Below are 23770 nucleotides of genomic sequence, written 5' to 3'. Positions count from 1 at the left end.
CGTGACGCTTATTGCGTGTTCTGATGAATACCCAGCGGGGAGATTAACCGCAAAACGAGGAGAGCAATACGGACACATCTTCCTCAGTGATTGTCCTTTTTAACAGCTTATCAGTGCACCCTGTCGGATTGGCAAAACGATCCTAGTCGTCTTTTCGTTTAAACAGGCTTTGAAAATCCACTTCCGGATTATTCTTTTCTTCTATATTCAAACTCTGGTAAATGCGTTCAAGATGGTTTTCCATCCAGGACTTGGCTTCACCCAGGCGCTCGCTTTCCAAAAGGTCGAGTAATTCGGTGTGTGCACCACAGGTACAGCCGGTGCTTTCGTCGGAACCGTAGAGCGCGATAATCAGTGACGTGATGGAGGTCAATTGCGCGACCTGTTCACTCAAAATAATATTATCGGTTGCCATTGCCAGTTGCACATGGAAGCGCGCTGATAGTTGAATTTCTTCCTGGCGATGGTTATCAGCACGGGCTTTTATCTCGCGCTCAGCCAGTTGCCGTAACTGCAGAAAGCCTTCCTCATCGACCTGTTGCACAACTTGGTCAAGCAATCCAGATTCGATGACCCGCCGCGCTACGAACACATCGCGAGCTTCTTTAATGGAGGGACTGGCAACGCTGGCTCCACGTTTTGGTTTGATGCTCACCATGCGCTGCAAGGCCAACCGTTGCAACGCTTTGCGAATAACCGTGCGACTGACCTGAAACGCGTCAGCCAAGGAATCTTCGGGTAGCCGGGTTGCGGGCTTCAGGCGGCGGTCGATAATGGCTTGAAGGATTTCCTTATAGATCTGATCGTCACGGGAATCCGGTGCATTGGAGTTATTCGCCTGGGTATAGAGCGCCAAAGTAATAGAAGGCATTGTTTCCTCATAATTGTATACAGTCTTGTACACGGGTTCGCTGTATTATGACTCGTCATCGCGAACATCGCACCAAAATACGACCCCAATTCTTGCGCTGAATCTCTTTCCGCGCCAAACAACGACACGCTAAACACAATAACCCTCTGAAATTATTTAAAAATAATTGATCTCTTAAGAAGGCGGCAGTTTGGCACGATCTGCGCATACGCGACTGTATACAAATTTATATCCATAACCGTATACAGTTTGCTGCGCTACTTTCGTAACGGCCAGCAAACCCTGACCACCACTACGTGAACGCACTCAAAGGTAATGCCATGCAAACTACCGTCGATAACGTACTCAATAATGACCCGCCTGAAACTCAAGACCGCTCCGCTCGTGCCGCTGGAGATGAAAACCTGTTACCTCAAAAGACCCGGATTATGGGAAGAGTATCCTACCTTTTTGCCTGGATGGGTGGCTGCGTATCGATTGGCACCTTCACCATGGGGTCCAGCATAGTCGGCACTCTGAACCTGTTGCAAGCCGTACTGGCAATCGCTATCGGTTGCCTTTTTATCGGGATTGCCTTGGCCATTAACGGTGCCGCAGGATACAAATACGGCATTCCTTTCATGGTTCAGGCGCGCAGTTGTTTTGGGTTTGGCGGAACACGAATTCCCGGCTTGGTGAGGGCGGTTCCGGCCCTTGTCTGGTATGGCTTTCAGAGCTGGATCGGCGCCGGTGCGCTGAATGCCGTTGCGGCCACCCTCTTTGGCTACGACAACCCGGTATTGTTTTTTATCGTCTTTCAATTGCTCCAGATCGCATTGTCGGTGCTGGGGTTTAAAGGCATCAAATGGTTGGAAAACGTAGGCGTTGTTTTCATCATCTGCGCCCTACTCTATATGTTTTTCAGTGTCATTGACCGATACGGTGACGAAATAACGGCGAACCTGGTGAATGTTGAGGGCACCTGGGGGCTACCTTTCTGGGGCGCGACCATGCTGTTCCTTGGTATATACAGCACCATGATTCTCAATGTCAGCGATTATTCCCGCGAACATACCGAAGGCAGTAGCCCCGGTTTGATGGTAACAATTTATTCCATGTCCATATTACCGGTAACCCTTTTTATGGGCCTGATTGGATTGATGGTATCCGGTGCCACCGGGGTCACCGATCCCATAAAGGTATTTGCCAGTGCAGTGGATAACACACCGTTGATGGTCATCACCCTGGTGTTTATTGCCTTTGCGCAGGTGACGACGAATGTATTGAACAATGTGATTCCACCCACCTATGTATTAATGGATGTGTTCAAAATCCCTTTCAAGCTGGCCGCAATCGTTGTCGGGCTGGCCGCATTTTTGACCTTCCCCTGGCTATTGGCGAGGGATGAATCGGCCCATGGCTTACAGTTATTCGTGCAGGTGTATTCGGCTTTTCTTGGGCCCATATTTGCCATCATGGCTGTGGATTACTACATCCTGCGCAACAGACGTCTCACCTTATCGCAGCTCTACGATGAGCAAGGGCCCTACCGGGGAATTAACCCTGCCGCGGTCGCTGCCCTTACGGGCGGCGTTATTGTGGCACTCATCTTTTCAGCCGTTTCCTGGTACGCCAGCTTGGTTCCCACGGGATTAATCTACTATTTTTTGATGCGCCATTGGCCTGCCTGCGCTCGCTTTATGCAATAAGGGGAACTGAATCGTGCGCATCAATGTGATCAACCCTAACACCTCAAACAGTATGACCGACACCATCGCGGCTGCAGCACGTTCAGTAGCTTCGCCTGGTACCCAAATTATTGCCACCAACCCCAGCGATGGACCGGCATCAATCGAAAGCCATTTTGATGAGGCTGTTTGTTCGGTAGCGCTACTGGAACAGGTTATGGCTGGTGAACACGCGGGCATGGACGCCTACGTTATAGCCTGTTTCGGCGATCCGGGATTGCTCGCTGCGCGTGAAATTGCGCGCGCACCGGTACTGGGCATCGCCGAAGCCGCTATGCACGTAGCCAGTATGATTGCCACCCGCTTCTCCATCGTTACCACTCTGGATCGCACCAAAATTATTTCGCGTCACTTGGTGCGCAACTATGGAATGGAGCATCACTGCGCCCGGATTCGCGCCACAGGGATCGAGGTATTGGAGCTTGAAACGAATACGGATGCAGTGTTCCGGTCGATTCTTGCTGAGTGCCAACAGGCACGGGATGAAGATGATATAGGCGCCATCGTTTTGGGCTGCGGCGGGATGGCTCACCTTGTCGATGAGCTGCAGCAGCAGCTGGGTTTGCCAGTCATTGATGGCGTAGTGGCGGCAGTAAAATTGGCTGAGGCACTCGTGGGGTTGGGTTTGAACACCAGCAAAGCCGGCGACTTGGACTATCCCAGCGCCAAACATTATCGGGGCAAATTCGCCCATTTTTCACCACCACGCCGATAGCTGAACGCAATTTTTCAGGGGCATCCGTGCGGATGCCCGCTGTAACCTGACGGGAGTAGAAAAATGACCAAGTCAACAACAATCTTATCCGCTTCGATTGCAGCTTCGGCTTTATTACTGCCGGTAAGCAGCCAAGGTAGTATCGAATTGGGGCCGGGGTTCGCTGTCATCGGCCAATTTGATGGGGGCTATCGATTTGTAGACCCGACGGAGGAAGGCAGTCAGCACCAACAAACGTTTTCAAGCAACGAATTCCAATTGGATTTTGACTATATTCACACGGATTCGGGACTGTTTGCGCACGTGGAACTGGAAGCCAGAACCAGCGATCAAACCGACAACCAATTTCGTGCAGAGGCCGCCTTCATCGGACGCAATTTTGCTGAGGGCGTCGGCTTTAAAGTCGGGAAATTCATTAGCCCGTCGGGCTACGAAGGCGCTGAAGCCTGGGATCGTTTTACCCGGACCACCGCTTTTGGAGGCATTTTTGCTTACTTACAAAATGGCGTGGCCGGCTACTATCGAAGTGGCATTTTCAATGTTTATGGGGCCGTAGTGGACGGTGCCTGGTCGGCGGATAACGATTTCACGGATCCCAGCGCTGAAATACAATTCGGTGTCACCACAGAGGCCTTTGTTTCGAGGTTGACCATCGCGCTGGAAAAGTACAACGCCGACGACAATCTCGATGGCATCCCAGATCATCCCCCGCAAGATCGTTCGATGATCAACGTGTGGGGCCAGTATAGCTTGGGGGCACTGGTGCTCGCCGCCGAATACAACCTGCTTGCTGATATGAACCAAGTGCTATCCCCCGCCGCCACAGCCTGGGACGGCGAGGCCGCGATGTTGTTTGCCAAATACAGCTTCAATGAACACTGGAAACTGGGACTGCGTTACTCCCAGGCGGAGTATGAAGACAGAGAAGGACAGACCGTTTCAGACTCTTCCGAGTTAACGCTGACTCCGCGTTATCAGATATTAGATGGGGCCGTCGAGTGGGACTTCCGCGCCGATTTTCGTTGGCAGGATGGCGACAATGAAATAGCTGGCGTGTACGACGGATTTTTATTTGAGTTGGGAACAACTTTGCGTTTTTAGCGGGATGTATAGGCGGGTATAACTCTGTCTAGCTTTAAATAATACGTAAATCTGGTATCGTTCTTCTACCGTTGCATTTTTGCCCGCTTTACCTTAGCCACTTGCAATTGAGTAATTCGACAAACCAACCACAACCAGATGACCGGGAATCACCTATGGACGTTAACCAGAACCTGAACCAGGAGCTTGAGCGGGCGGCAGCAATCTACGATATGCTGGTTGAATTTTTCGTGAAGTACAGCTTCCAGATTCTGGGCGCAATCATCATCCTGATTATCGGCTTAGTGGTTGCCAGAAAGATCGGGAACACGGTATTACGCCTTTGCGAACGCAAAGGAATTGATGTCACCTTATCCCGCTTTATTGCGTCAACAGTGCGTCTCTCCATTGTCGTTATCGTCGGCACAATTGTGCTCGGTAAATTAGGCATTAGCGTCACGCCGCTTATTGCGGCCATCGGTGCCCTTTCATTAGGCGCGGGCTTGGCTGTGCAAGGTTTGCTATCGAACTACGGTGCGGGGTTTAATATTATTCTCACCCGCCCGTTTGTCGTCGGCGACACCATCAGCGTCGAGGGGGTCACCGGACAAGTATATGAAGTCAATCTCGCAACCACCGTGCTCATTAATGAAGACGGCGTGCGCATCACCATCCCTAACCGGCATATTGTCGGGGAAATCATTCACAACTCATTTACCAATACACTTGCGGAACTGAGTATTGGGATTGCCTATCACGAAGATCCGGACACAGCGATTTCTGTGATTGAAAAGCAAATAAAGCAGATCGGCGGTTACGACGAATCGAAAACACCTAAAATAGGAATAGAATCGTTCGGTGACAGCAGTATTAATATCGGCATCAGAGTCTGGATACCTACACAGGAATATTACGATAGTCGCTACAAAATCAATAACGCCATTTTGGCGGCGCTGAAAGATAACGCTATCTCGATCCCGTTCCCACAACAGGAAGTGCGTTTACTGGGTAACAACCATCGGGATTCAGAGGCCGGGCGTAGCTAAGGGCACAGGTTGTTGCCGATAAAATTGGCATAACAACTGGTATACCTTGGGCATTTGGTTCTTCATCACCTCCGGTGCTTCAAAAAAGGTTTCACTGCACACAGCAAAAAATTCTGCCGGACTGGTTAACCCGTACGCATCAATGGGCAACGACTGGTTATGTTGCCAGTCCGCCTGCAGGCGGTCCCACGCAGACGAAAAAATATCATGCCATTCCCCTGGCGGCATATCCGGATGCATTGGGGGAGCACCATTGGCACCGTCTCGCAGCATGTCCAGCTTATGTGCCAACTCGTGAATGACGACGTTACTTGCCTTGCCATGCCGCACCTGGGCGCCACTTTCGCAAACCGATTGCCAGGATAGGATAACCGGCCCTCTTAGCCAGGCTTCGCCACTCAAACCCGGGCTGCGTTCATGCACGACACCGTCTTCACTGCGGTACGAACGATTCGGAACGAAGTCCCCTTCATAAATAATGACCGTGTACCAATGGTCGTACCAATCCAGGCCAAGTTTCAAAATTGGAACACAGGCCATCGTACCGAGTTTAAGACACATGGCATCGGTGTATTGAAAACCACTACCGGAAGCAAAATCTTTTCTTGCCAGAAAGCGAAACGTCAGCTCACGCAGTGCAGTGCGCTCTTCACCCTGATATCGCTCCATTACCGGCCAATCAGCAACAGCTGCTTCCCACTGCTCCGTGGTAAAGCCCATCTTACGAACTAGCCGATTTTCTCGCCAGTCACGAAATCGTTTAAACATTCATTTTCGACGCCATATTGAATAAAACAAAAACGACGATGCAGGGGGTTCAGCGCCCTTCTGCATCCAGATGCTCGGTGGCGACCCTTAGGGTTTGCGTTGCCAAATGGGTTTCACGGATAAACAGCAAAAGAGCCACAATCAGACTGAGCATGGCAAGCACAAATAAAATGACGATTCCCCCCACCACCGCAATGCTCCAATAGCTACCGGCAAACAGCGTCACTACCACCACACAAATAAGCAAACCGGATAAGGTACAAAATCCTATCGACCAGTTATTCAGGCGGATACGCCGTAGCAGGACCTGCAATTCACGATCGTTCAGTGCAAGGATTTCCGGGTCTTTAATACTCAGTGAACGCCGCTGTACTACCCGATGACGATCAACAATTCTGCCCAAACGTCCGGTAATCACATTCAGAAAACCGGCCACACCCGCTAGCAAAAACACCGGCGCGACTGCCAATTGAATCAGATGGGATAGTTCGGACAGGTGAGAGAGAGATTCCACTATTCATTTTCCTATCTTGAATCCGCTTGGGTTTTAGCAGAAGCCTGTTTAACCACTTTAATCATTGTTTCGAGTCCGTGCAGGCACTGCACTCAACAATTGGTTCATCCGCTAGTGGCCTAAATACAATGCCATTACGAGCAACAAACCCACTCCGGCCACCGCAATATTAATGAAAATACCCCACCGGGTGGCGTAGCCATCCGGAAAATCCGAAGGTTTTAGATTTTTTAATACCGTTGCATACTGGAGCGAGGAATAGATCGCGGAGGTTGATCCGATTAACACAAACCCGATCCCTACAAGAAAGGTTAACCACTGAGACACGGTTTCGGTGCTATTCGGTATCAGCAGGCTCATCATTAACCCCGAGCGCTCGACCACAAATCCAAATGCGATTAACGCGATGCTGGTGCGGTTCCATGCCAGTAATGTGCGCTCTGCCGCAAACAGTATTCTGGGGTCTTTATCGGTCATCCGTTACATCCATAATGTATGGGCTGTTTGCTTCAGCAGATAGCTAGTGGAAACGATCCCGATCATGGCAACCTGTGTAATCAAACGCCGGCCCCTTGGGAACGATCTGGTTAGGGTTAATGGTAGTATGACTGAAATAATAATGCCTCTGGATATGCGCGACATTGACCGTACCGGCTACTCCGGGCTTTTGATAAAGATCCCGCAAATAGTTCGGAAGCTGTGCAAACTCCTCCAGCTTCTGCCGGTTACATTTGAAGTGACCGTGATAAACCGGATCAAAACGGACTAACGTGGTAAACAACCGCCAATCCGCCTCTGTAATCTCGTTTCCCACAAGATAACGATGCTTTTCAAGACGGGATTCCACTACATCCAGAGCGGCAAACAAATCATCATAGGCTTCTTCGTAGGCGGCCTGTCGAGTGGCGAACCCACAACGATAAACACCGTTGTTAATGTTGTTGTAGACAAGCTCATTAATTTCATCGATCTCCGATCGTAGCGATTCCGGGTAATAGTCATCTTTATTGCCGGTTATTTCGTTAAAAGCACCGTTCATCATGCGAATTATTTCAGAAGATTCGTTATTAACAATGCAACCGCTTTCAGTATCCCACAAAACCGGCACCGTCACCCTGCCGCTGTAATCCGCTTTAGAATGAGTGTAAATCTGATGCATAAAATCATATTGATGCAATCGATCACCCGTGCTGCCGGTGGCGGTGTTAAAGCGCCAGCCCTGTTCCAGCATCTCTGGGCTGACAACGGACACATCAATATGCTTTTCAAGTTGCTTTAATTGACGAAAAATAAGTGTGCGATGAGCCCACGGACAAGCTAACGACACATAGAGATGATAACGGCCTGATTCGGCTTTGAAACCGGTTTCGCCGCCTGGCCCGGCGGACCCATCTGGCGTAATCCAGCCTCGTAACTTGGACGCTTCACGTTCAAACTTACCACCGGAATCCTCGGTATTGTATCCTTTATTCTGCCACTTGCCATCCACCAATAACCCCATACTGACCTCCTGCTGTATCCGTATCGAAGCCGCTATTGTAACAGCCTCTGATTTTATTGCTGCCGGATACATCCTGGGTTCAGGTTAAGCTGAACCCAGGATGTAATGGGGAAACGCTATTATTTCTTTGCGGCAGCGTGCAATAACTCACCCTGTGCGTGGCCAGCGGATAAGACTATAATCCAGGGCAGAAGCAGGCCTCACCTGACACACCCATTAACGACGATCACGGGAGTACCGATGCATTTTCATTTCCCTATCTTTATACTTGACGAAGATTACCGCAACGAAAATACCAGCGGCGATGATATTCGCGCCATGGCAGAGGCGATTCAAAAGGAAGGCATGGAGGTCGTTGGCGTTACAAGCTATCCGGATCTTACTGCTTTTGTACAACAACAAAGCCGTGCCTCGGCTTTTATAATTTCAGTCGATGATAAAGAGTTTGTAGACGATCGCTCAACGGAAACAATCACGGCATTACGCGTTTTCGTCAGCGGTGTGCGTGCCCGCAACCAATATATCCCTATTTTCCTCTACGGAGAAACTCGCACAGCACGACATCTGCCAAACGACATCCTGCGCGAACTGCACGGATTCATTCACATGTTCGAGGACACGCCGGCGTTCATCGCCCGCCTCGTGGTACGTGAGGCCAAAGGCTACCTGGAAGCATTACCTCCACCTTTTTTCCGCGCCCTAACGGAGTATGCAGCCGATGGCTCGTATTCCTGGCATTGCCCCGGCCATTCCGGTGGCGTTGCCTTTCTCAAAAGCCCGGTTGGGCGCATGTTCCATCAATTTTTTGGTGAGAATATGCTGCGCTCCGACGTCTGCAACTCGGTTGATGAATTAGGCCAATTACTGGACCACACCGGCCCCGTCGCCGCCAGCGAGCGCAATGCTGCCAGAATTTTTCATGCCGATCATTTATTCTTTGTGACCAACGGCACCTCAACCTCCAACAAAATAGTCTGGCACTCTACCGTAGCGCCTGACGATATTGTTGTCGTGGATCGCAATTGTCATAAATCGATTCTCCACGCCATCATTATGACCGGTGCAATTCCGGTGTTTCTGACGCCGACCAGAAACCATTTCGGTATTATTGGACCGATTCCAAAATCGGAATTCGAATGGGAAAATATTCAAAAGAAAATAGCAGCGAATCCGTTTGCCAAAAAATCGAAATACCCGCCACGCGTGTTGACCCTTACCCAAAGCACCTACGATGGTGTGCTGTATAACGTAGAAGAAATCAAATCCATGCTGGATGGTAAAATTGATACGTTGCACTTCGATGAAGCCTGGCTGCCGCACGCTACATTCCACGATTTCTATGGCGACTACCATGCCATCGGTGAAGACCGCCCGCGCTGCCAGCAATCCATGCTTTTCTCTACGCAATCGACCCACAAATTACTCGCCGGACTGTCTCAGGCATCGCAAATTCTAGTGCATGAGCCTGAGCAACGAAAACTGGATTTGCAGTGTTTTAACGAATCCTATTTGATGCACACATCCACCAGCCCGCAATACGCTATTATCGCATCTTGCGATGTGGCGGCTGCCATGATGGAACCCCCGGGCGGGTCTGCCCTGGTCGCTGAATCGCTGGCAGAAGCAGTGGATTTTCGCAGGGCAATGCGCGATCTGGAAGTACAGCTCAAGGGCGATTGGTGGTTTAAAGTCTGGGGGCCGGATTATATTGCCGAAGAAGGCATGCCGGAACGGGAGGATTGGATTATTCGTGCAGACGACAACTGGCACGGTTTCGGCAAACTCGCCCCCGGTTTCAATATGCTTGATCCCATTAAAGCCACTGTAATCACACCGGGGTTAACGCTTGAAGGTGATTTCGATGAATCCGGCATACCCGCTGGTGTACTGACCAAGTATCTTGCCGAGCACGGTATTATTGTTGAAAAAACCGGACTCTATTCCTTTTTCATCATGTTCACCATCGGCATTACCAAGGGACGCTGGAATACGCTGCTCACCGAATTGCAGCAATTCAAAGACGCCTATGATACCAACGCGCCACTGTGGCGAATTATGCCCGATTTTGTCGCCAAACATACCATGTACGAGCGCATTGGCATTCGCGACCTGTGTCAGCAAATTCACGACGTTTACAAATCCCACGACGTGGCCCGCCTGACAACCGAGATGTATACATCCCAACTGGAGCCCGCGATGAAACCGGCCGATGCCTTTACACGCATGGCCCATCGCGAAATTGAAAGAGTCCCCATCGATGAACTGGAAGGACGCATAACCGCCATGCTGGTGACGCCCTATCCGCCGGGTATTCCTTTACTCATTCCCGGGGAACGTTTTAACCGCGTTATCGTGCGTTATCTAAAATTCGCCAGGGAGTTTAATTTGCTATATCCCGGATTCGAATCTGAAGTCCATGGCTTTGTATCGGAAGAGATCAACGGTGTTAAACACTATTTTGTAGACTGTGTGAAAAACTGATCTATTGATTGCGATACTCACCCTGTCGCTCCAGCATCCAGCCGGGGTATTCTGCCGGTAACCGGCTAACGTCGTCCAGCCGGGCTAGCTCCTGGCTGGTTAACGTAATTGAAGTGGCCGCAATATTATCTTGCAACTGTTGAACCTGTTTTGCGCCGACAATGACGCTGCTAACCGCCTTCTGGTGCAATAGCCAAGACAACGCTATTTGAGCTACGCTGCATTGCCGTTCGTCCGCCATACCCCGCATTACCTCGATAACATCATAGGCGCGATCTTTGTCCAGGGGCGGAAAATCAAATTCTACCCGACGTCCTTCTGCGTTACGCCCGTCACGGTCGTATTTACCTGAAAGAAAACCGCCAGCCAGCGGACTCCAGACCATCAGGCCGATTTCTTCTGATTGCAACATCGGAATCACTTCGCGCTCCAGGTCCCGCCCGGCTACGGTGTAATAGGCTTGCAAGGATAGAATCGGTGCCAGCTGGCGGGCCTCGGTAATGCCAACCGCTTTAACCACCTGCCAGGCGGCCCAATTGGACAAACCGATATAACGCACCCAACCCTGACGAACCAGCGCATCCAACGCTTCGAGGGTTTCAGTGATCGGCGTTGCAGCATCGAATCCGTGGATCTGATACAAATCCACGTAATCCGTTTGCAAGCGTTGCAGACTGGCTTTAATTTGATTAAAGATGTGGCCACGGGAAGCGCCGCGCGCATTGGGACTTTCACCCATAGGCCCCAACACCTTGGTGGCAATCACCACGTCTTGACGCGCAATATTCAGGTTTTTGAGGGATTGGCCTAGAATGGTTTCGCTGCCTCCACCGGCATAAACATTGGCTGTGTCGATAAAATTAATACCGCTATCCACGGCGATTTTAACCAGCTCATCGGCGTCTTGTTGACGTAATTGTCCAATCTTTCCCCACATGTCATCGGTGCCACCAAAGGTCATTGTTCCCAAGCACAGTTCAGACACAAATAATCCGCTACGGCCAAGTTGTCGCATTCGCATGATCGTCATCCTCCCGAGATTCAATAAAGGTGACTACCTTAACAAACCGCCGCCGCTGCCGAACAACACAATAGTCTCAGAGTGTTGCTTAATCCTCCCAAACTGGTTTCAAATGCCGGATTAGGCAGGCGCCTCAATTAACTCAATCCAGGGTCTGAACAGGTTGAGCTGTTCGGCTACCAACTTCAGGCACACGAGCAAAGGCACCGCCAGAAGCACACCTACGACCCCCCAAATCCATCCCCACAGTATCAGCCAAAGCATCAGCATCAACGGGTTCAGGCGCATACGCTGGCCCAGAACCAACGGCGTGACAATCTGGGCTTCGAACATGTTAATGCCAAAATAAATCGCCGCTGGCAACAACGCATGCCACCCCATTCCGTACTGCGCCAATCCGGCCACACTAAGCACACAAAGACTGATCAGCGGCCCTACGTAAGGTGCAAAGTTCAACAAACCCACCAGTGCTCCCCACAGCAGCGCATCTTCCACCCCCCAGAACCACAATACCGACGCTGTGGTTATGCCGAGCCCGGCGTTAATCAGACTCACAGTCAGAATGTAGCGGGAAAGCTCTCGCTGAATCCGCTCTACCAATTCTTTTGCATGCTGCTCATCACTTACCTGGGGCAAGACATGGGTTGCCTGACGATACAAATTGGGACCGAATATCATCAGAAATAACACCATAATCAAAAAGGTTAGGAACTGCGCTAAAACCACCGGTGTTGCACTAAGGGCAGAGACCAGCATTTCGAGACTGCCTTGGGTCAGGCGTTGTGACAGCGGATTGTCATCCGCCGGCTCGGGCACTTCCTCTTCACTGTTAAAAAAACTGAAAAAACTTTTTTCTTTCGGCGCTGGTTTTGGTTGCGGCGTAACTGAATTTTTTAATGAATCCAATTCCTGCGTCGTTTTTTGTACCAGCTCGGGAAAGCGGGACGCCCACTTTTGCGCGGGGTCCGCCAATTCAATCCCCAATAAGGTGAAGGGACCACCGATCGCTGCCAGCAACACAATGGCTGATATGGTTCGCGGGATATAAAACCGCTTAAGCAATTTCACCAACGGACTCAGCAGCAGCGCAAACATCAGCGCAACTACGATAGGCATCAATAAGGATTTCGCAAAATAAAGGGTGTATAGAAAAGCCAACGCCAGCAACCAATAAAGCGGGGCTATTCTGGGAAGGGTAGGTGCTCGGTTGTTTTTTGTCGTTTCCGTCTGCGGGGCACTCGCTTTGTCTGCCGTCATTCTTCGGGTCTTACGGTGAAGTTGTAGGCGGCAGTCTGCATCACGCGCTGGGCTCTGAATCCCATCGATCCGACAGTGAATGCACCACGCAATCCCAAACGTCCGGATAACAAGCCAGCGATCAGGCCAAGACCAACCAGCCATAACGGATTAACTTGCTCCAGGGTTTGCATTGAACGGACGCTGCGTTGGCGCAACAACGTCCTTTGCACAGTTAAACGCTGGTCCAACACTTTTATATCTTGTGTCAGGCTTGCACGTGTCATTTCTCCGCTGCTCCTGCTTGCGCTAAAAAGGACTGTAAATGTTGCCGTGATAACGGCAGGGTCAGGCTACGCTTGTAGCGCCGCCACAGCCGCACAAAGTACATCAATAGCGCCACATGCAACAACAGGAAAGTAAGCAGCCCCAACGACGCCACCTGGCTGAAATCGAACACCAGCCAACCAATCAATGCAGCCAAACTAATCCAGATCAATATCAGCAAGGGCACCGCCAGTATGAACAGAAAGAACATCCGCTGCGCATCGCCTAAAGCGAGTTTTAATTCCAGGCGAAAAAGCTCAACCATACTAGAACCGGTTTCGACTGCCTGGTTCATCCACACCGACAAGGATTCCGGCCCGTCACTGGTCTGCTCATTCAATTCCTGTTGCTCGCTTACCGACTGTGCGTGTGCCGCTTGCGCCTGACGGGCATCCATTATTTACGAGAGAAAAATTGCGACAGGATAAATCCAAACACAAATGCGACACTGAGGGTGGCCAGTGGCTTTTCTTTCATTAAGGTATCGGCTTGTTTGCCCAGTTCGCCCGCTTTTTCACGACCCTTTGCCAAATTGTCTACGGCATCTTGCTTCAAATCGATGCCAGCGGCTTCTGCGGCTTTTCGAAAATGACTTGAGGCTTCCATCAGCTTATCGTATGCGTCCATCACAGACTCTTTGCTTGCAGCTAATTCTACGTGTTTTTTTTCGGGAGTAGCCATATGAACCTTCCTTGATTGGTTAATACAGGGAGAGGAAATAGCGGGTAACGCTAACCTCAGATTAGTTGATCGCCTGGGTATGTCCAAGCGGTCGCTTGCGGCCTGGCACTGCGTGTATCAGGCCGGTTTGTTACCTATCTTCACTTCGTCCGTCGTTAACGGCCTGCTGCTTCCCGCTTCAAGACCCGCTAAAGTAATACAACCCACTGCAATGCGATGCAACGTCAGCACTTCGTTCTGGAAAAAACCAAACATTCTTTTCACTTGGTGATATTTACCTTCAACCAGAGTAAGTCTGGCGCTGTATTTGGTAATTATTTCCAGAATTGCAGGCCGGGTTGTAATATTTTCATAGCTGAAATAGATCCCGTCTTGAAACACCGCGCAATATTCAGCAGTTAGCGGCTTAGATAAAGTAACTTCGTAGGTCTTTGCAAGTTTTGATCCAGGTGACATTATTCTGCGTGACCACGCACCGTCATTGGTCAATAGAACCGCCCCCGTGCTATTAAAATCCAGGCGTCCGGCCAGATGCAGTTGGTTTTTTTGCGGGTGCTGAATTAAATCCAGCACGGTTACATGATCATCATCCTTGGTTGCACTCACCACGCCTTTGGGTTTATTCAGCAACAGATAGACCGGATTATTGGATTGCAGGCAATGGCCATCCAAAATGACTTGCGTGAATTCAGTAATTTGCTGTTGGATGGAGTGCGCCGCACACCCGTCCACAAGTATGCGTTTCTGTGCAATTAAAAGGCGGGTATCCGAAATCGAGAACGGACTATTCTGATTAATAAAGCGATCGAGACGGTTGGATTTGGATTTCATGATCACCTGCACTTCCGACATGACAAAAGATAAATAACCGGATCCATCCCATTCATTGCAGTATTTCCTTTTGCCTTGCAACCGCCGTATTGCCTAAAACGGCAATCTTTCCGTATACTCGAACCCAAATAACAAAACAGCGCATATCGCATTGTCAGAACCGAGTAAATATTCATGCCTAAAACGATAGTGATCACCGGCGCAGGCGTTGGCCTGGGTCGCGCACTGGCTCGCCGCTTTGCCTGCGATGGCGATTCCGTCATCTTATTGGGACGCACCTTTGCCAAAGTGGAAGCGGCTGCCGCCGAGATAGGTGAACATGCCCTGGCCATTGCCTGCGACGTCAGTTCACCCGACTCCGTACGCAACGCCTTTAATCAGATCGCTGAAAAATTCCCCAAAGTAGATGTGCTCATCAATAACGCAGCGGTATTCGAGCCCTTCCTGGTCGCGGATGCCACCGATACACAAATAATGAGCGCCATCACAACCAACCTGGTCGGCCCGATTCTGTGCTCACGCGCGGTTATACCGATGATGGATTCCGGTGGATACATCATTAATGTCAGCAGCGAATCCGTCGACATTCCCTTTCCGCATCTGGCGGTTTATCAAAGTTCCAAAGCGGGGCTGGAGCGCTTTAGCCTGAGCCTGTTCCGGGAACTCGAACCCCTCGGCATACGCGTTTCCAATGTGCGCGCCGGTGCCATGTATGAAGAGGGCAAAGTCTGGGAAGCAGACCCTGCCGCACAAATGGCCTTCGCCAAAGCAGCCGCAGAAGCAGGCATTCATTTGCGTGAACGGCCGCTGTCTCAATTCACCTCCGTTACCGAGGCGTTCCGGGCGCTGATTAATATGCCCGCCGACCTGCATGCGGTCACTATCGCGCTGCATGGCCGTGCGTCTAAATAGCCTAACCCGCGGCCTGGTTTTTTAACTTTGCTCCCATTGCTGCAACAGGGCTGCATTGGTGGGGTATTTTTCGAGTAGCTCCACCAGTTTTCTTGCGCCCTCGATGGGTTTGAGGCTCACCAGTGCCCGCCGTAATGCTCTGATGCCCTGAATATCTTTCGGGCTCAGCAGCAACTCCTCACGACGTGTACTACTCTTGGCAATGTCCAGCGCCGGAAAAATCCGTTGATTCGCCACCTCCCGCGAAAGCACGATTTCCATATTACCGGTGCCCTTGAACTCCTCGAATATCACTTGGTCCATGCGACTTCCGGTATCGACGAGCACCGTCGCCAAAATCGTAAGCGAGCCGCCATTCTCAATCTTTCTGGCCGCGCCGAACAGCTTTCTCGGAATTTCCATCGCCCTGGCATCAACGCCCCCCGACATGGTGCGGCCACTGCTTTTGCGCTCGGCATTGTGTACCCGCGAAAGCCGTGTCAGAGAATCAATGACGATCATCACATCATGACCTTCACCCGCTTCCCGGATCGCCTTATCGAGGAGTTTATTGGCCACGCGAACGTGCTGTTCGTAACTTTCATCCGAAGAGGAGGCATGCACTTGCGCCGGCACACTGCGCTTCACATCGGTCACTTCTTCCGGCCGCTCATCGACTAATAACGCATACAGTTTTATCTCCGGGTAGGCTTTACCGACCGCCTGGCAAATGTGTTTTAAAATCGTGGTTTTGCCGGAGCCGGGCGGGGCCACAATCAGCCCTCTCTGCCCCCTTCCAATCGGCGTGATCAAATCCATCGCACGCACCGTCAGCTCATCTGACCCCGCTTCCAGACACAGGCAGTCTGTGGGATTAATAGCCGTACCGTTTAAGAAGCGTTTTTTCGGGTCAGCATCATTCGCACCGCTGTCCACCTCAGCCGCTGCTTTGGCGTCTTTATTTCTTTTCACTTTCAAACTTAACGTTTTTCTTGTCATAGTGTCGGCTTACAACTCGGGGTAATAAATGATTTGTGAAGTGAGTACGGCAGCGTAAACTTGCTCTGTTATCACTCTTTTTCGTTAGCTTCACGCAGGCGCTCTTGGCGTTCCTGCTCTTCTTGCATCACCGCTTTGATTTCTTCAAGTACAGAATCCACATCCGCGCTTTCGCCGTCATCGTCAAACACACCACTTAACCTGGTCTCCGGCGTTAAATTGCCTTCTTCAAACAGAGACCACATTTCTTTGGCGTATTGCGTTTGTAACAGGGCGGGACAAAATTCACCGTAATAACGACGCATATTATTCACATCACGGGCGAGCATTTCCTGGGCGTTGTTATTGGCAGCGGCATTGACGGCTTGCGGCAAGTCGATGATCACCGGTCCGTAATCGTCAACCAGGACGTTAAATTCGGATAAATCCCCATGCACAATGCCCGCGCACAACATCAACATAATCGAGTGCATCATAAAGGCGTGATCTTCTATCGCCTGTTCTTCCGACATTGTCACATCGGCCAGCCTGGGTGCCACGTCACCGGCTCCATCGGTGACCAATTCCATAATTAATACACCGTCAAAACAACCGTAGGTCTCCGGGACACGCACCTGCGCAGCGGCCAATCGGGATAGCGCGTCGATTTCAGCATTTTGCCAAATCTCTTCCTGCTGCTTGCGGCCATAGCTCGAATTCTTACCCATCGCTCGCGCCTGACGTCCACTGCGAACTCTACGACCTTCCTGATATTGCGCGGCTTTTTTAAAACTTCGCTTGGCTGCATCTTTATAGACCTTGGCACAACGAATCTGGTCGCCACAACGGACAATAAAAATATCGGCTTCTTTGCCGCTCATTAGACGACTGATAACCTCATCTATAACACCATCATCGGCGAGGGGCTGTAAGCGTTTAGGAATTTTCACAAGCGGTCTGATTTGATTGGTCGGCGATCAACGAACGTATCGGGAATGTGCTGAATGTAATTGTGTATTTTGATCAAGAAAATTTCTTCTCCGGCAGAGGAACGAATTTAGGCATGTTTCGGCTATCGATGGGTCGGCAGGCAGTCCATTCGTTAGCTTTCAGGTATATCAGATAGCGGTCTTAACGCCACCACGAGCACAATCCTGCCTCTTGCAACATTCAAACCACCCATTTTCGATATTGTATGCGATACCACAGGCATGGCAAGTGCTCACACCCACAGCTGATGTATTGCCCGCAATTAGGGCGTGAATATTTTCGCTCCCGACGCCGCAAAGCACGCCGGGCACCTTACTATCAAGATGAACAATAAGTATAATCATTAGTATTTACATCTAACCGGATAGCGTTTGCTGCCAACACCAGCATTAACGCAACCAACCGAAGCACAGCTAAACCACTTAGGATTTTAAGTATGACTCATCGTAATACCCGGATTGTTACGGCATGGACGCGGTGGCAGCTTACTACTTCCACTCTTCTGTGTTGCTCTACACTGGTCGCGACGCCTCTCAGCGTGAACGCAGAAGAAACCCAGGACCAGGAGGAGAAAGGCGAATACCGCCTCGCACCGATTATTGTGGATGCGAAGGCCCTGGCCGATGATGACGCCAATTCCACTGTTGCCAAGGAGCTGTGGGTGGGCGGTAAGGTCGCAACCAGCCTGCTCGACACACCGGCTTCAGTCACGGTCATCACCGAAAAAGAGATTGCCCAACGCAACGCCAACAACACCGAGGAGGTTCTGCAGTATACGCCAGGCATTCTGACCGATTACTACGGCACAGACGACCGCAACGACTATTTCAAGATACGCGGATTCCAAGCCACCACTTACCGCGACGGGCTCACACTGGGCTCAATGCGCGGGGTTCGCGAAGACGCCTACGCTTATGAACGCGTCGAGGTGCTACGCGGTGCCAACTCCACCCTGTTCGGCGCAGCGGATCCGGGCGGCTCCGTCAATTTTGTCAGCAAACGGCCAAAATTCGACAGCTTTGGCCAAGGTTATCTGACCTACGGTTCCTTTGATCATATTGAAGCCGGCATTGACGTGGGTGACATGCTCAACGAGGATGAAACACTGGCTTACCGCTTCACCGGCAAGATCAAGGAAAGCGAACGCGAATACGATTATTCCAAGGATGACGACCAATTAGTAATGGGCGGCCTGACCTGGGAACCCACTGCTTATACCTCCGCTACCTTAATCCTGGACTACCTCAAGCAAGACAACACCCCTAACAGCGGCGGTTATCCACTGGACCGGGAATACGATCGCAGCCGCTTCTACGGTGAACCGGATTTCAACAAACACAACGTTGAACGCAGCAGTGTCACCGGCCAGATCAGCCATGATTTTGACAACGGATTGGTCCTGCGCGGGAATCTGCGTTACAGCGATCTGACCGACGACTTCGGTTACGTATATCTGTACGACTATAAAGGCCGGCCTGGCACAGAGGTTGACCGCTACTATTTCGGTACCGACAGTGCCGCCGATGAGCTAATCGGCAACGTCATGCTGCAATACGATGCCCGCTTTGATCGCATCGACAGCAGTACTCTGGTGGGGATCGAGTATCGGGATGCCTCAAGCGAGTCCAGCACCTTTTACGACACGACAACGAGAATCGACCTCGCCAACCCGGTTTACACGGGAGCACCGGCAAATCTGAATTACCAACTCGGGAACGATCAGGACTACAAAACCAAGTCCGTCTTCCTGCAACAGAACCTGTCGTTCTACGAAAAATACATTGTCACCGTGGGTGTGCGTAACGACGCCATGGATCTTTCCAACACGGACCTTTCCGGTTTCACTGAAGCCGATGATTTCTCGGAAACCTCGTTCCGCGGCGCGCTGACTTATAAGGTAAGCGACCAGGTGTCCACCTATATCAGCTGGGTCGAATCGGTTGCGCCACCCACAATCGGTGTTGAACCCGAACGGGGCGAGCAAATTGAGCTGGGAGCGAAGTATGCGCCAGCAAATATGAACGCCATATTCTCGGCAGCGCTTTACGACCTGACTAAGAAAGATGTCACCATTGCTGTGGTGCAGCCCAGTGGCATCATCGAGCAGGAAACCCTGGGTGAGACCCGCGTGCGGGGTCTTGATCTGGAGGCCAAGGCCGAGCTGAGTGACCAACTCAGCTTGATTGGTGGCTATTCTTACATGGATTCTGAAGTCGTACGCGGCACCACCCGAAGCGCGATCGAGGGCAATGATTTCGTAGCGGCACCGGAACACACCGCTTCGCTCTGGAGCTATTATTCGCTACCGGACATGGGTATGAGTTTTGGACTGGGTGCCCGCTATGTAGGCGTCTATTACTTTGACGCTGCCAACTTGAGCGACAGCAATGCAGCAACACTTTTTGATGCCGCCTTTAGCTACCAGATCACGAAAGCAGCCGATCTTAGTATCAATGTCAGAAACCTGTTTGACGAGCAGCATGTAGTGGGTTCCGGCACCGCGGATTATTACAATCCAGGACGCGAAGCCATGGCCACTCTGAGTTACAACTGGTAGACAAGTCCCCCCGCAATGTATCTGATCGGTTATTGACCGCTCAGATACATTCGTCACTTAACCTTACTTACCGATTAATCTATTATCCAATCCCGCCCCCCTGAAACGTCGCGTCTACCACAGGCAGACCCGGGGCATCCGACTGATCAAAATACAACCAAATCATCTAAAAATCTTTTGATCCACACGCTATCGCGCGTGCTATTATGCCCGATTCGCCCAGCGGCTTAACACGCCAGGATGGATTAGGAAAATATAATGGACAGACCGGTTGGACCCGACGACTTACAGGAGCCATGACTCAAGAGATGAGCCAATTTCGTCAACTGTTAAAACAATCGATTGCCGGCCCCCATAAACGCTTGGAAGATCTGGCGGTAATGAAGGTCTATTCCAATGGCAATGCCTCTCTGGATCAGTACCTCGCCGTTACAGAAGGGTTGTATGAATTTTGGATAAACCACCAACCGCGCACTGATCGCCTGCCAAATCGGTTTCACCAGTTTTATAGCAGATACCTTTCCGCCCTGGAGCAGGATGTCGGTGAACGTCGCACTGCACACGCAAAGACCCCGGTTAATGAGATCGCTTTTTTCTACGTTCTGCTAGGCTCCGGATTAGGCGCCCGGATTATACGCCAGCGTTATCAGGACAATACCCTGCCCCAGAAAAACATTGATCATCTTGCTCAAAATAGTGCTCCGCTTTGGAAAACGTTTATAGCCGAACAACTGAATACTGTGCCTGAAAGCGAGCACGGGGCCATAACCGGTGAAGCTCACCATCTATTTACCACCCTATATAATAATATCGTAACTATCTGACTGGACTTAGCTATGACTTTAGACGTCGACAAGTTGGCATTCGAACATTGCGAAGACGAACCCATCCACATTCCTGAGTCTATCCAGAGCTACGGCTATCTGTTCGCCATTAATCAAGAAAACCACAGAATCGAGATCATAAGTGAAAATGTGATCGACCTGTTCAATCTACAGGGGGATATAGTCGGAACGGACTTTTTCGCACTGCTGGATGAAGACCAGGAAGGTGTGGATTTTATTCTTGAAACATACCAGCGGGCTAGAAACCGCAAAACACGCCTGCCCATAAAAATAAAATTCAAAGAAACACTTATCCGTCAGCTGTCTGACCGGGATTTCTTCGCTGTTATCTACAACAGTGCGGACCGCCTTATAATCGAGTTGGAACCGGCCGCCAAATTCCGCAAAGCCTACACCGCAGAACATTACATAAAAATCTATGCCATGAGTATCGCGCCCAAGTTTAAGGCGTTTGACTCTCTGAATGAAATGGCACAGGAAATTGTTGAAACGATCAAATACATCACCGATATGGAGCGCGTCGTTCTATACAAATTTAACGATGACGATTCGGGCAAAGTCATTGCGGAAGCAAAAAACAATGAAGTCGACGCCTACCTGAACTTGTACTATCCGGCATCGGACATCCCGCCACAAGCCAGGGAATTATATAAAAAAAACTGGGTGCGCCTAACACCGAATGTTGACCTTGCACCCTCAAGGCTGATTCCGACTACACAGGACTCGGGAAGAGAGCCGCTCGACTTGACGCAATCATTGCTGCGAACGCTCTCGCCGATCCACTGCCAATATATTCGTAACCAGGGGCTGCGTGCTTCCTTTTCCATGTCGCTTGTGACACACGATCGGCTGTGGGGACTGATTTCATGCCACAGCCGGAATCCCACCTATATTCCACAGGATGTACGCCTGCAATGCGAGAATCTGAGCCAGCTTTTTAGCTGGCACCTGTACGCGAAAGAAGAGGAACTGTTTTTCAAGCAGAAAGAACGGGCGGACAGGTCCATTGAAGCCATGCTGGACAAAATCTCCCCCAGCTTTCCTATTGTCAGTGTTTTTTCCCAGCATGAAGAAGAAGTGCTGCGTCTAATGGACGCCGATGGCTTTATTTTTTACTCCGATCAAGAAGTCATTTCGCTGGGTCAAACACCCGACCTGAACATTGTTCAGGACATGTATAACCGTGTCGATACGCACGATAGAAAACCCTTTATCACCAACAGTATCGACAAAAAATGGGGTACCAGCGAACAGCTTAACGGTATCTATGGCGTTATGCTGATTCCGTTACTGGAAAAGCGCAGCTATTTTACTGCCTGGTTTCGCAAAGAGCGTGTCTATATCCAAAAGTGGGCGGGGTCCCCGGACGAGAAAAATGTCGATGCATCGAAACGGGAAAGGCTCATGCCACGCACGTCGTTTCAGGTTCACATTAAAGAAGTCGCCGGTGCCAGCAAGGAATTTGACCAGAACGACGTGGACATGGCCAGCCGATTCAACCGTATGTTTCTTGCCCACGCATTAGAAGTGCAGGAAAAAATGCGCAAAAACATGAATGATCTGGAGCAACAGGACCGCCATAAAAACGAATTTTTGGCTACCCTGGCCCATGAGCTGCGTAACCCGCTCTCACCGATATCAACGGGAGTGTCCTTGCTGGAAATATCCGATAAATCGGATGTGCGCGAAAAAGTTCTGGCGACTATAAAGCGTCAGGTGGGGTATATGACCAAACTCATTGATGATTTAATGGATGTATCGCGCATTACCCAGGGAAAAATAAAATTAGACATACAACACATCGTCGTTCAGGAAGTGCTTAGCAACGCAGTGGAAATCATCGAAAGCCTTATGCGGGAAAAAGGGCACCAGCTGGTATTGGATATGCCGGAACCGCCCGTTTATATTCATGGCGACAGTGCCCGGCTTTCGCAAGTTTTCTCGAATATTATAAATAACGCAATCAAATACACCGATCGCAACGGAAAAATTGAAGTTTCCTTGCAGTTGAACGAACGCCATATCTCCGTAAAAATTAAAGATAATGGCTTGGGTATACCGAAAGAAAAGCTGAAAGATATTTTTTCTATGTTTACACAGGTAGAGGCTCATTCCACCCACACCAAAGGCGGACTGGGCATTGGATTAACGCTGGTTGACAGACTGGTCAAACTGCATCATGGAGAAGTGATCGCGCGCAGTGATGGTGAACGCCAGGGCAGCGAATTCGAAGTGATTCTGCCCAGGGCAAATGAGTCGAGCCAGCAACAGACGTCCACTGCCTCAACAGAAGACGCCGACCGAAAGCAGCGCGTGCTGGTCGTCGATGATAATCCGGACGTCACTGAGCTATTAAATATTCTGCTACAAAACGCCGGACATAAAACCGCTACCGCATCGAATGGGCGCGAAGCTATCGACCTATTTAAGCAATTCAAACCGGATTTTGCGTTACTGGATATCGGCATGCCGGATATCGATGGTTATGAATTATGCAAGATTTTGCGCAAGCTACCCGAAGCGAAGAACACGATTTTTCTATCCCAGTCCGGCTGGGGAAACAAGGAGTACGTAGATAGGGCATTGGAAGTGGGATTCACACGGCATTTCGTGAAACCATTGGATTTTAGCGTGTTGCAGGCTGCATTAAATAAATACGCCAAATAACGGCTGATCGGATCGAACCGATAGAACCATGCAGCCTATCGAC

General features: G+C 50.4%; 22 protein-coding genes. 9 read left to right on the top strand and 13 right to left on the bottom strand.

Annotated elements, in window-relative coordinates; translation table 11 throughout:
* Positions 1–142 precede the first annotated feature (142 nt).
* Entirely contained in the window at positions 143–871 is a 729-nt protein-coding gene (locus tag FT643_RS07400; RefSeq protein ID WP_156870754.1) for a GntR family transcriptional regulator, read from the bottom strand.
* Positions 872–1191: 320 nt separating this feature from the next.
* On the opposite strand from FT643_RS07400, the gene FT643_RS07395 reads away from it, so the two are divergent.
* The 4 genes from FT643_RS07395 to FT643_RS07380 all read left to right on the top strand — a co-directional run bounded on the left by FT643_RS07395 (position 1192) and on the right by FT643_RS07380 (position 5439).
* Entirely contained in the window at positions 1192–2559 is a 1368-nt protein-coding gene (locus tag FT643_RS07395) for an NCS1 family transporter (protein ID WP_156870753.1), read from the top strand.
* Between the two features lie 13 nt (positions 2560–2572).
* Positions 2573–3313, top strand: coding sequence for an aspartate/glutamate racemase family protein (locus FT643_RS07390; RefSeq protein ID WP_317621968.1), 741 nt, complete (start codon positions 2573–2575; stop codon positions 3311–3313).
* 63 nt (positions 3314–3376) lie between these two features.
* Positions 3377–4414: an outer membrane beta-barrel protein gene (locus FT643_RS07385; protein ID WP_156870752.1), complete on the top strand. Its 1038-nt coding sequence runs from the start codon at positions 3377–3379 to the stop codon at positions 4412–4414.
* A 155-nt stretch (positions 4415–4569) separates the two neighbouring features.
* Positions 4570–5439, top strand: a complete 870-nt coding sequence (locus tag FT643_RS07380) for a mechanosensitive ion channel family protein (RefSeq protein ID WP_156870751.1) — start codon at positions 4570–4572, stop codon at positions 5437–5439.
* Here the strand turns inward: FT643_RS07380 and FT643_RS07375 are convergent.
* The 4 genes from FT643_RS07375 to FT643_RS07360 all read right to left on the bottom strand — a co-directional run bounded on the left by FT643_RS07375 (position 5419) and on the right by FT643_RS07360 (position 8222).
* The gene (locus tag FT643_RS07375) at positions 5419–6207 is read right to left on the bottom strand and encodes a M90 family metallopeptidase (RefSeq protein ID WP_156870750.1); all 789 of its coding nucleotides are present in this window, start codon (positions 6205–6207) and stop codon (positions 5419–5421) included. The two genes, FT643_RS07380 and FT643_RS07375, sit on opposite strands and share 21 nt — an antisense overlap.
* Before the next feature lie 49 nt (positions 6208–6256).
* Complete coding sequence (locus FT643_RS07370; protein WP_198043390.1) at positions 6257–6721, bottom strand: DUF2721 domain-containing protein; 465 nt, start codon at positions 6719–6721, stop codon at positions 6257–6259.
* Between the two features lie 111 nt (positions 6722–6832).
* Positions 6833–7198 carry a YidH family protein gene (locus tag FT643_RS07365; protein ID WP_156870749.1) on the bottom strand — a complete coding sequence of 122 codons (366 nt, stop codon included), beginning with the start codon at positions 7196–7198 and terminating at the stop codon, positions 6833–6835.
* Positions 7199–7241: 43 nt separating this feature from the next.
* The gene (locus FT643_RS07360) at positions 7242–8222 is read right to left on the bottom strand and encodes a glutathione S-transferase family protein (RefSeq protein ID WP_156870748.1); all 981 of its coding nucleotides are present in this window, start codon (positions 8220–8222) and stop codon (positions 7242–7244) included.
* 240 nt (positions 8223–8462) lie between these two features.
* Between FT643_RS07360 and FT643_RS07355 the strand changes: the two genes are divergently transcribed.
* A complete protein-coding gene (locus FT643_RS07355) occupies positions 8463–10703 on the top strand; it encodes an arginine/lysine/ornithine decarboxylase (RefSeq protein WP_156870747.1) in 2241 nt (746 codons plus the stop codon).
* Position 10704: 1 nt separating this feature from the next.
* On the opposite strand, the gene FT643_RS07350 is transcribed toward FT643_RS07355, so the two are convergent.
* From FT643_RS07350 to FT643_RS07325, 6 genes are all read right to left on the bottom strand, one after another.
* Positions 10705–11724 (bottom strand): aldo/keto reductase, encoded by a 1020-nt coding sequence (locus FT643_RS07350; RefSeq protein ID WP_156870746.1) that lies wholly within the window; start codon positions 11722–11724, stop codon positions 10705–10707.
* Between the two features lie 120 nt (positions 11725–11844).
* Positions 11845–12981 (bottom strand): AI-2E family transporter, encoded by a 1137-nt coding sequence (locus FT643_RS07345; RefSeq protein WP_156870745.1) that lies wholly within the window; start codon positions 12979–12981, stop codon positions 11845–11847.
* Entirely contained in the window at positions 12978–13247 is a 270-nt protein-coding gene (locus tag FT643_RS07340; RefSeq protein ID WP_156870744.1) for a hypothetical protein, read from the bottom strand. The genes FT643_RS07345 and FT643_RS07340 overlap by 4 nt, the downstream gene beginning before the upstream one ends.
* Entirely contained in the window at positions 13244–13684 is a 441-nt protein-coding gene (locus tag FT643_RS07335; protein ID WP_156870743.1) for a hypothetical protein, read from the bottom strand. Before FT643_RS07335 ends, FT643_RS07340 begins: the two co-directional genes overlap by 4 nt.
* A complete protein-coding gene (locus FT643_RS07330) occupies positions 13684–13968 on the bottom strand; it encodes a hypothetical protein (RefSeq protein ID WP_156870742.1) in 285 nt (94 codons plus the stop codon). Before FT643_RS07330 ends, FT643_RS07335 begins: the two co-directional genes overlap by 1 nt.
* A 117-nt stretch (positions 13969–14085) precedes the next feature.
* Entirely contained in the window at positions 14086–14799 is a 714-nt protein-coding gene (locus FT643_RS07325; protein WP_156870741.1) for a pseudouridine synthase, read from the bottom strand.
* Positions 14800–14973: 174 nt separating this feature from the next.
* Here FT643_RS07325 and FT643_RS07320 point away from each other — a divergent pair, with 174 nt between their 5' ends.
* A complete protein-coding gene (locus tag FT643_RS07320) occupies positions 14974–15711 on the top strand; it encodes an SDR family oxidoreductase (RefSeq protein WP_156870740.1) in 738 nt (245 codons plus the stop codon).
* A gap of 21 nt (positions 15712–15732) precedes the next feature.
* Here FT643_RS07320 and rho read toward each other — a convergent pair whose 3' ends face one another.
* Together rho and FT643_RS07310 are read right to left on the bottom strand one after the other, a co-directional pair.
* Complete coding sequence (gene rho, locus FT643_RS07315) at positions 15733–16689, bottom strand: transcription termination factor Rho (protein ID WP_156870739.1); 957 nt, start codon at positions 16687–16689, stop codon at positions 15733–15735.
* Positions 16690–16760: 71 nt separating this feature from the next.
* Positions 16761–17618 carry a PA4780 family RIO1-like protein kinase gene (locus FT643_RS07310; RefSeq protein WP_317621967.1) on the bottom strand — a complete coding sequence of 286 codons (858 nt, stop codon included), beginning with the start codon at positions 17616–17618 and terminating at the stop codon, positions 16761–16763.
* A gap of 476 nt (positions 17619–18094) precedes the next feature.
* Here FT643_RS07310 and FT643_RS07305 point away from each other — a divergent pair, with 476 nt between their 5' ends.
* The 3 genes from FT643_RS07305 to FT643_RS07295 all read left to right on the top strand — a co-directional run bounded on the left by FT643_RS07305 (position 18095) and on the right by FT643_RS07295 (position 23727).
* On the top strand, positions 18095–20215 hold the full coding sequence (locus FT643_RS07305; protein WP_156870738.1) for a TonB-dependent siderophore receptor: 2121 nt from the start codon (positions 18095–18097) through the stop codon (positions 20213–20215).
* Positions 20216–20523: 308 nt separating this feature from the next.
* Entirely contained in the window at positions 20524–21039 is a 516-nt protein-coding gene (locus FT643_RS07300) for a heme oxygenase-like domain-containing protein (protein WP_156870737.1), read from the top strand.
* A 12-nt stretch (positions 21040–21051) separates the two neighbouring features.
* Positions 21052–23727: an ATP-binding protein gene (locus FT643_RS07295; protein ID WP_156870736.1), complete on the top strand. Its 2676-nt coding sequence runs from the start codon at positions 21052–21054 to the stop codon at positions 23725–23727.
* The last annotated feature ends 43 nt before the right edge of the window (positions 23728–23770 follow it).

Source organism: Ketobacter sp. MCCC 1A13808 (genome assembly GCF_009746715.1).
Taxonomy (GTDB): Bacteria; Pseudomonadota; Gammaproteobacteria; order Pseudomonadales; family Ketobacteraceae; genus Ketobacter.
This window is presented reverse-complemented; position numbering and strand designations above follow the sequence as displayed.

Bases quoted from the DNA above. Each gene is read 5' to 3' on its own strand.
- FT643_RS07400 (WP_156870754.1), bottom strand. From the start codon at position 871: ATGCCTTCTATTACTTTGGCGCTCTATACCCAGGCGAATAACTCCAAT.
- FT643_RS07395 (WP_156870753.1), top strand. From the start codon at position 1,192: ATGCAAACTACCGTCGATAACGTACTCAATAATGACCCGCCTGAAACT.
- FT643_RS07385 (WP_156870752.1), top strand. From the start codon at position 3,377: ATGACCAAGTCAACAACAATCTTATCCGCTTCGATTGCAGCTTCGGCT.
- FT643_RS07380 (WP_156870751.1), top strand. From the start codon at position 4,570: ATGGACGTTAACCAGAACCTGAACCAGGAGCTTGAGCGGGCGGCAGCA.
- FT643_RS07375 (WP_156870750.1), bottom strand. From the start codon at position 6,207: ATGTTTAAACGATTTCGTGACTGGCGAGAAAATCGGCTAGTTCGTAAG.
- FT643_RS07365 (WP_156870749.1), bottom strand. From the start codon at position 7,198: ATGACCGATAAAGACCCCAGAATACTGTTTGCGGCAGAGCGCACATTA.
- FT643_RS07360 (WP_156870748.1), bottom strand. From the start codon at position 8,222: ATGGGGTTATTGGTGGATGGCAAGTGGCAGAATAAAGGATACAATACC.
- FT643_RS07355 (WP_156870747.1), top strand. From the start codon at position 8,463: ATGCATTTTCATTTCCCTATCTTTATACTTGACGAAGATTACCGCAAC.
- FT643_RS07350 (WP_156870746.1), bottom strand. From the start codon at position 11,724: ATGCGAATGCGACAACTTGGCCGTAGCGGATTATTTGTGTCTGAACTG.
- FT643_RS07345 (WP_156870745.1), bottom strand. From the start codon at position 12,981: ATGACGGCAGACAAAGCGAGTGCCCCGCAGACGGAAACGACAAAAAAC.
- FT643_RS07340 (WP_156870744.1), bottom strand. From the start codon at position 13,247: ATGACACGTGCAAGCCTGACACAAGATATAAAAGTGTTGGACCAGCGT.
- FT643_RS07335 (WP_156870743.1), bottom strand. From the start codon at position 13,684: ATGGATGCCCGTCAGGCGCAAGCGGCACACGCACAGTCGGTAAGCGAG.
- FT643_RS07330 (WP_156870742.1), bottom strand. From the start codon at position 13,968: ATGGCTACTCCCGAAAAAAAACACGTAGAATTAGCTGCAAGCAAAGAG.
- FT643_RS07325 (WP_156870741.1), bottom strand. From the start codon at position 14,799: ATGAAATCCAAATCCAACCGTCTCGATCGCTTTATTAATCAGAATAGT.
- FT643_RS07320 (WP_156870740.1), top strand. From the start codon at position 14,974: ATGCCTAAAACGATAGTGATCACCGGCGCAGGCGTTGGCCTGGGTCGC.
- rho (WP_156870739.1), bottom strand. From the start codon at position 16,689: ATGACAAGAAAAACGTTAAGTTTGAAAGTGAAAAGAAATAAAGACGCC.
- FT643_RS07305 (WP_156870738.1), top strand. From the start codon at position 18,095: ATGACTCATCGTAATACCCGGATTGTTACGGCATGGACGCGGTGGCAG.
- FT643_RS07300 (WP_156870737.1), top strand. From the start codon at position 20,524: ATGAGCCAATTTCGTCAACTGTTAAAACAATCGATTGCCGGCCCCCAT.
- FT643_RS07295 (WP_156870736.1), top strand. From the start codon at position 21,052: ATGACTTTAGACGTCGACAAGTTGGCATTCGAACATTGCGAAGACGAA.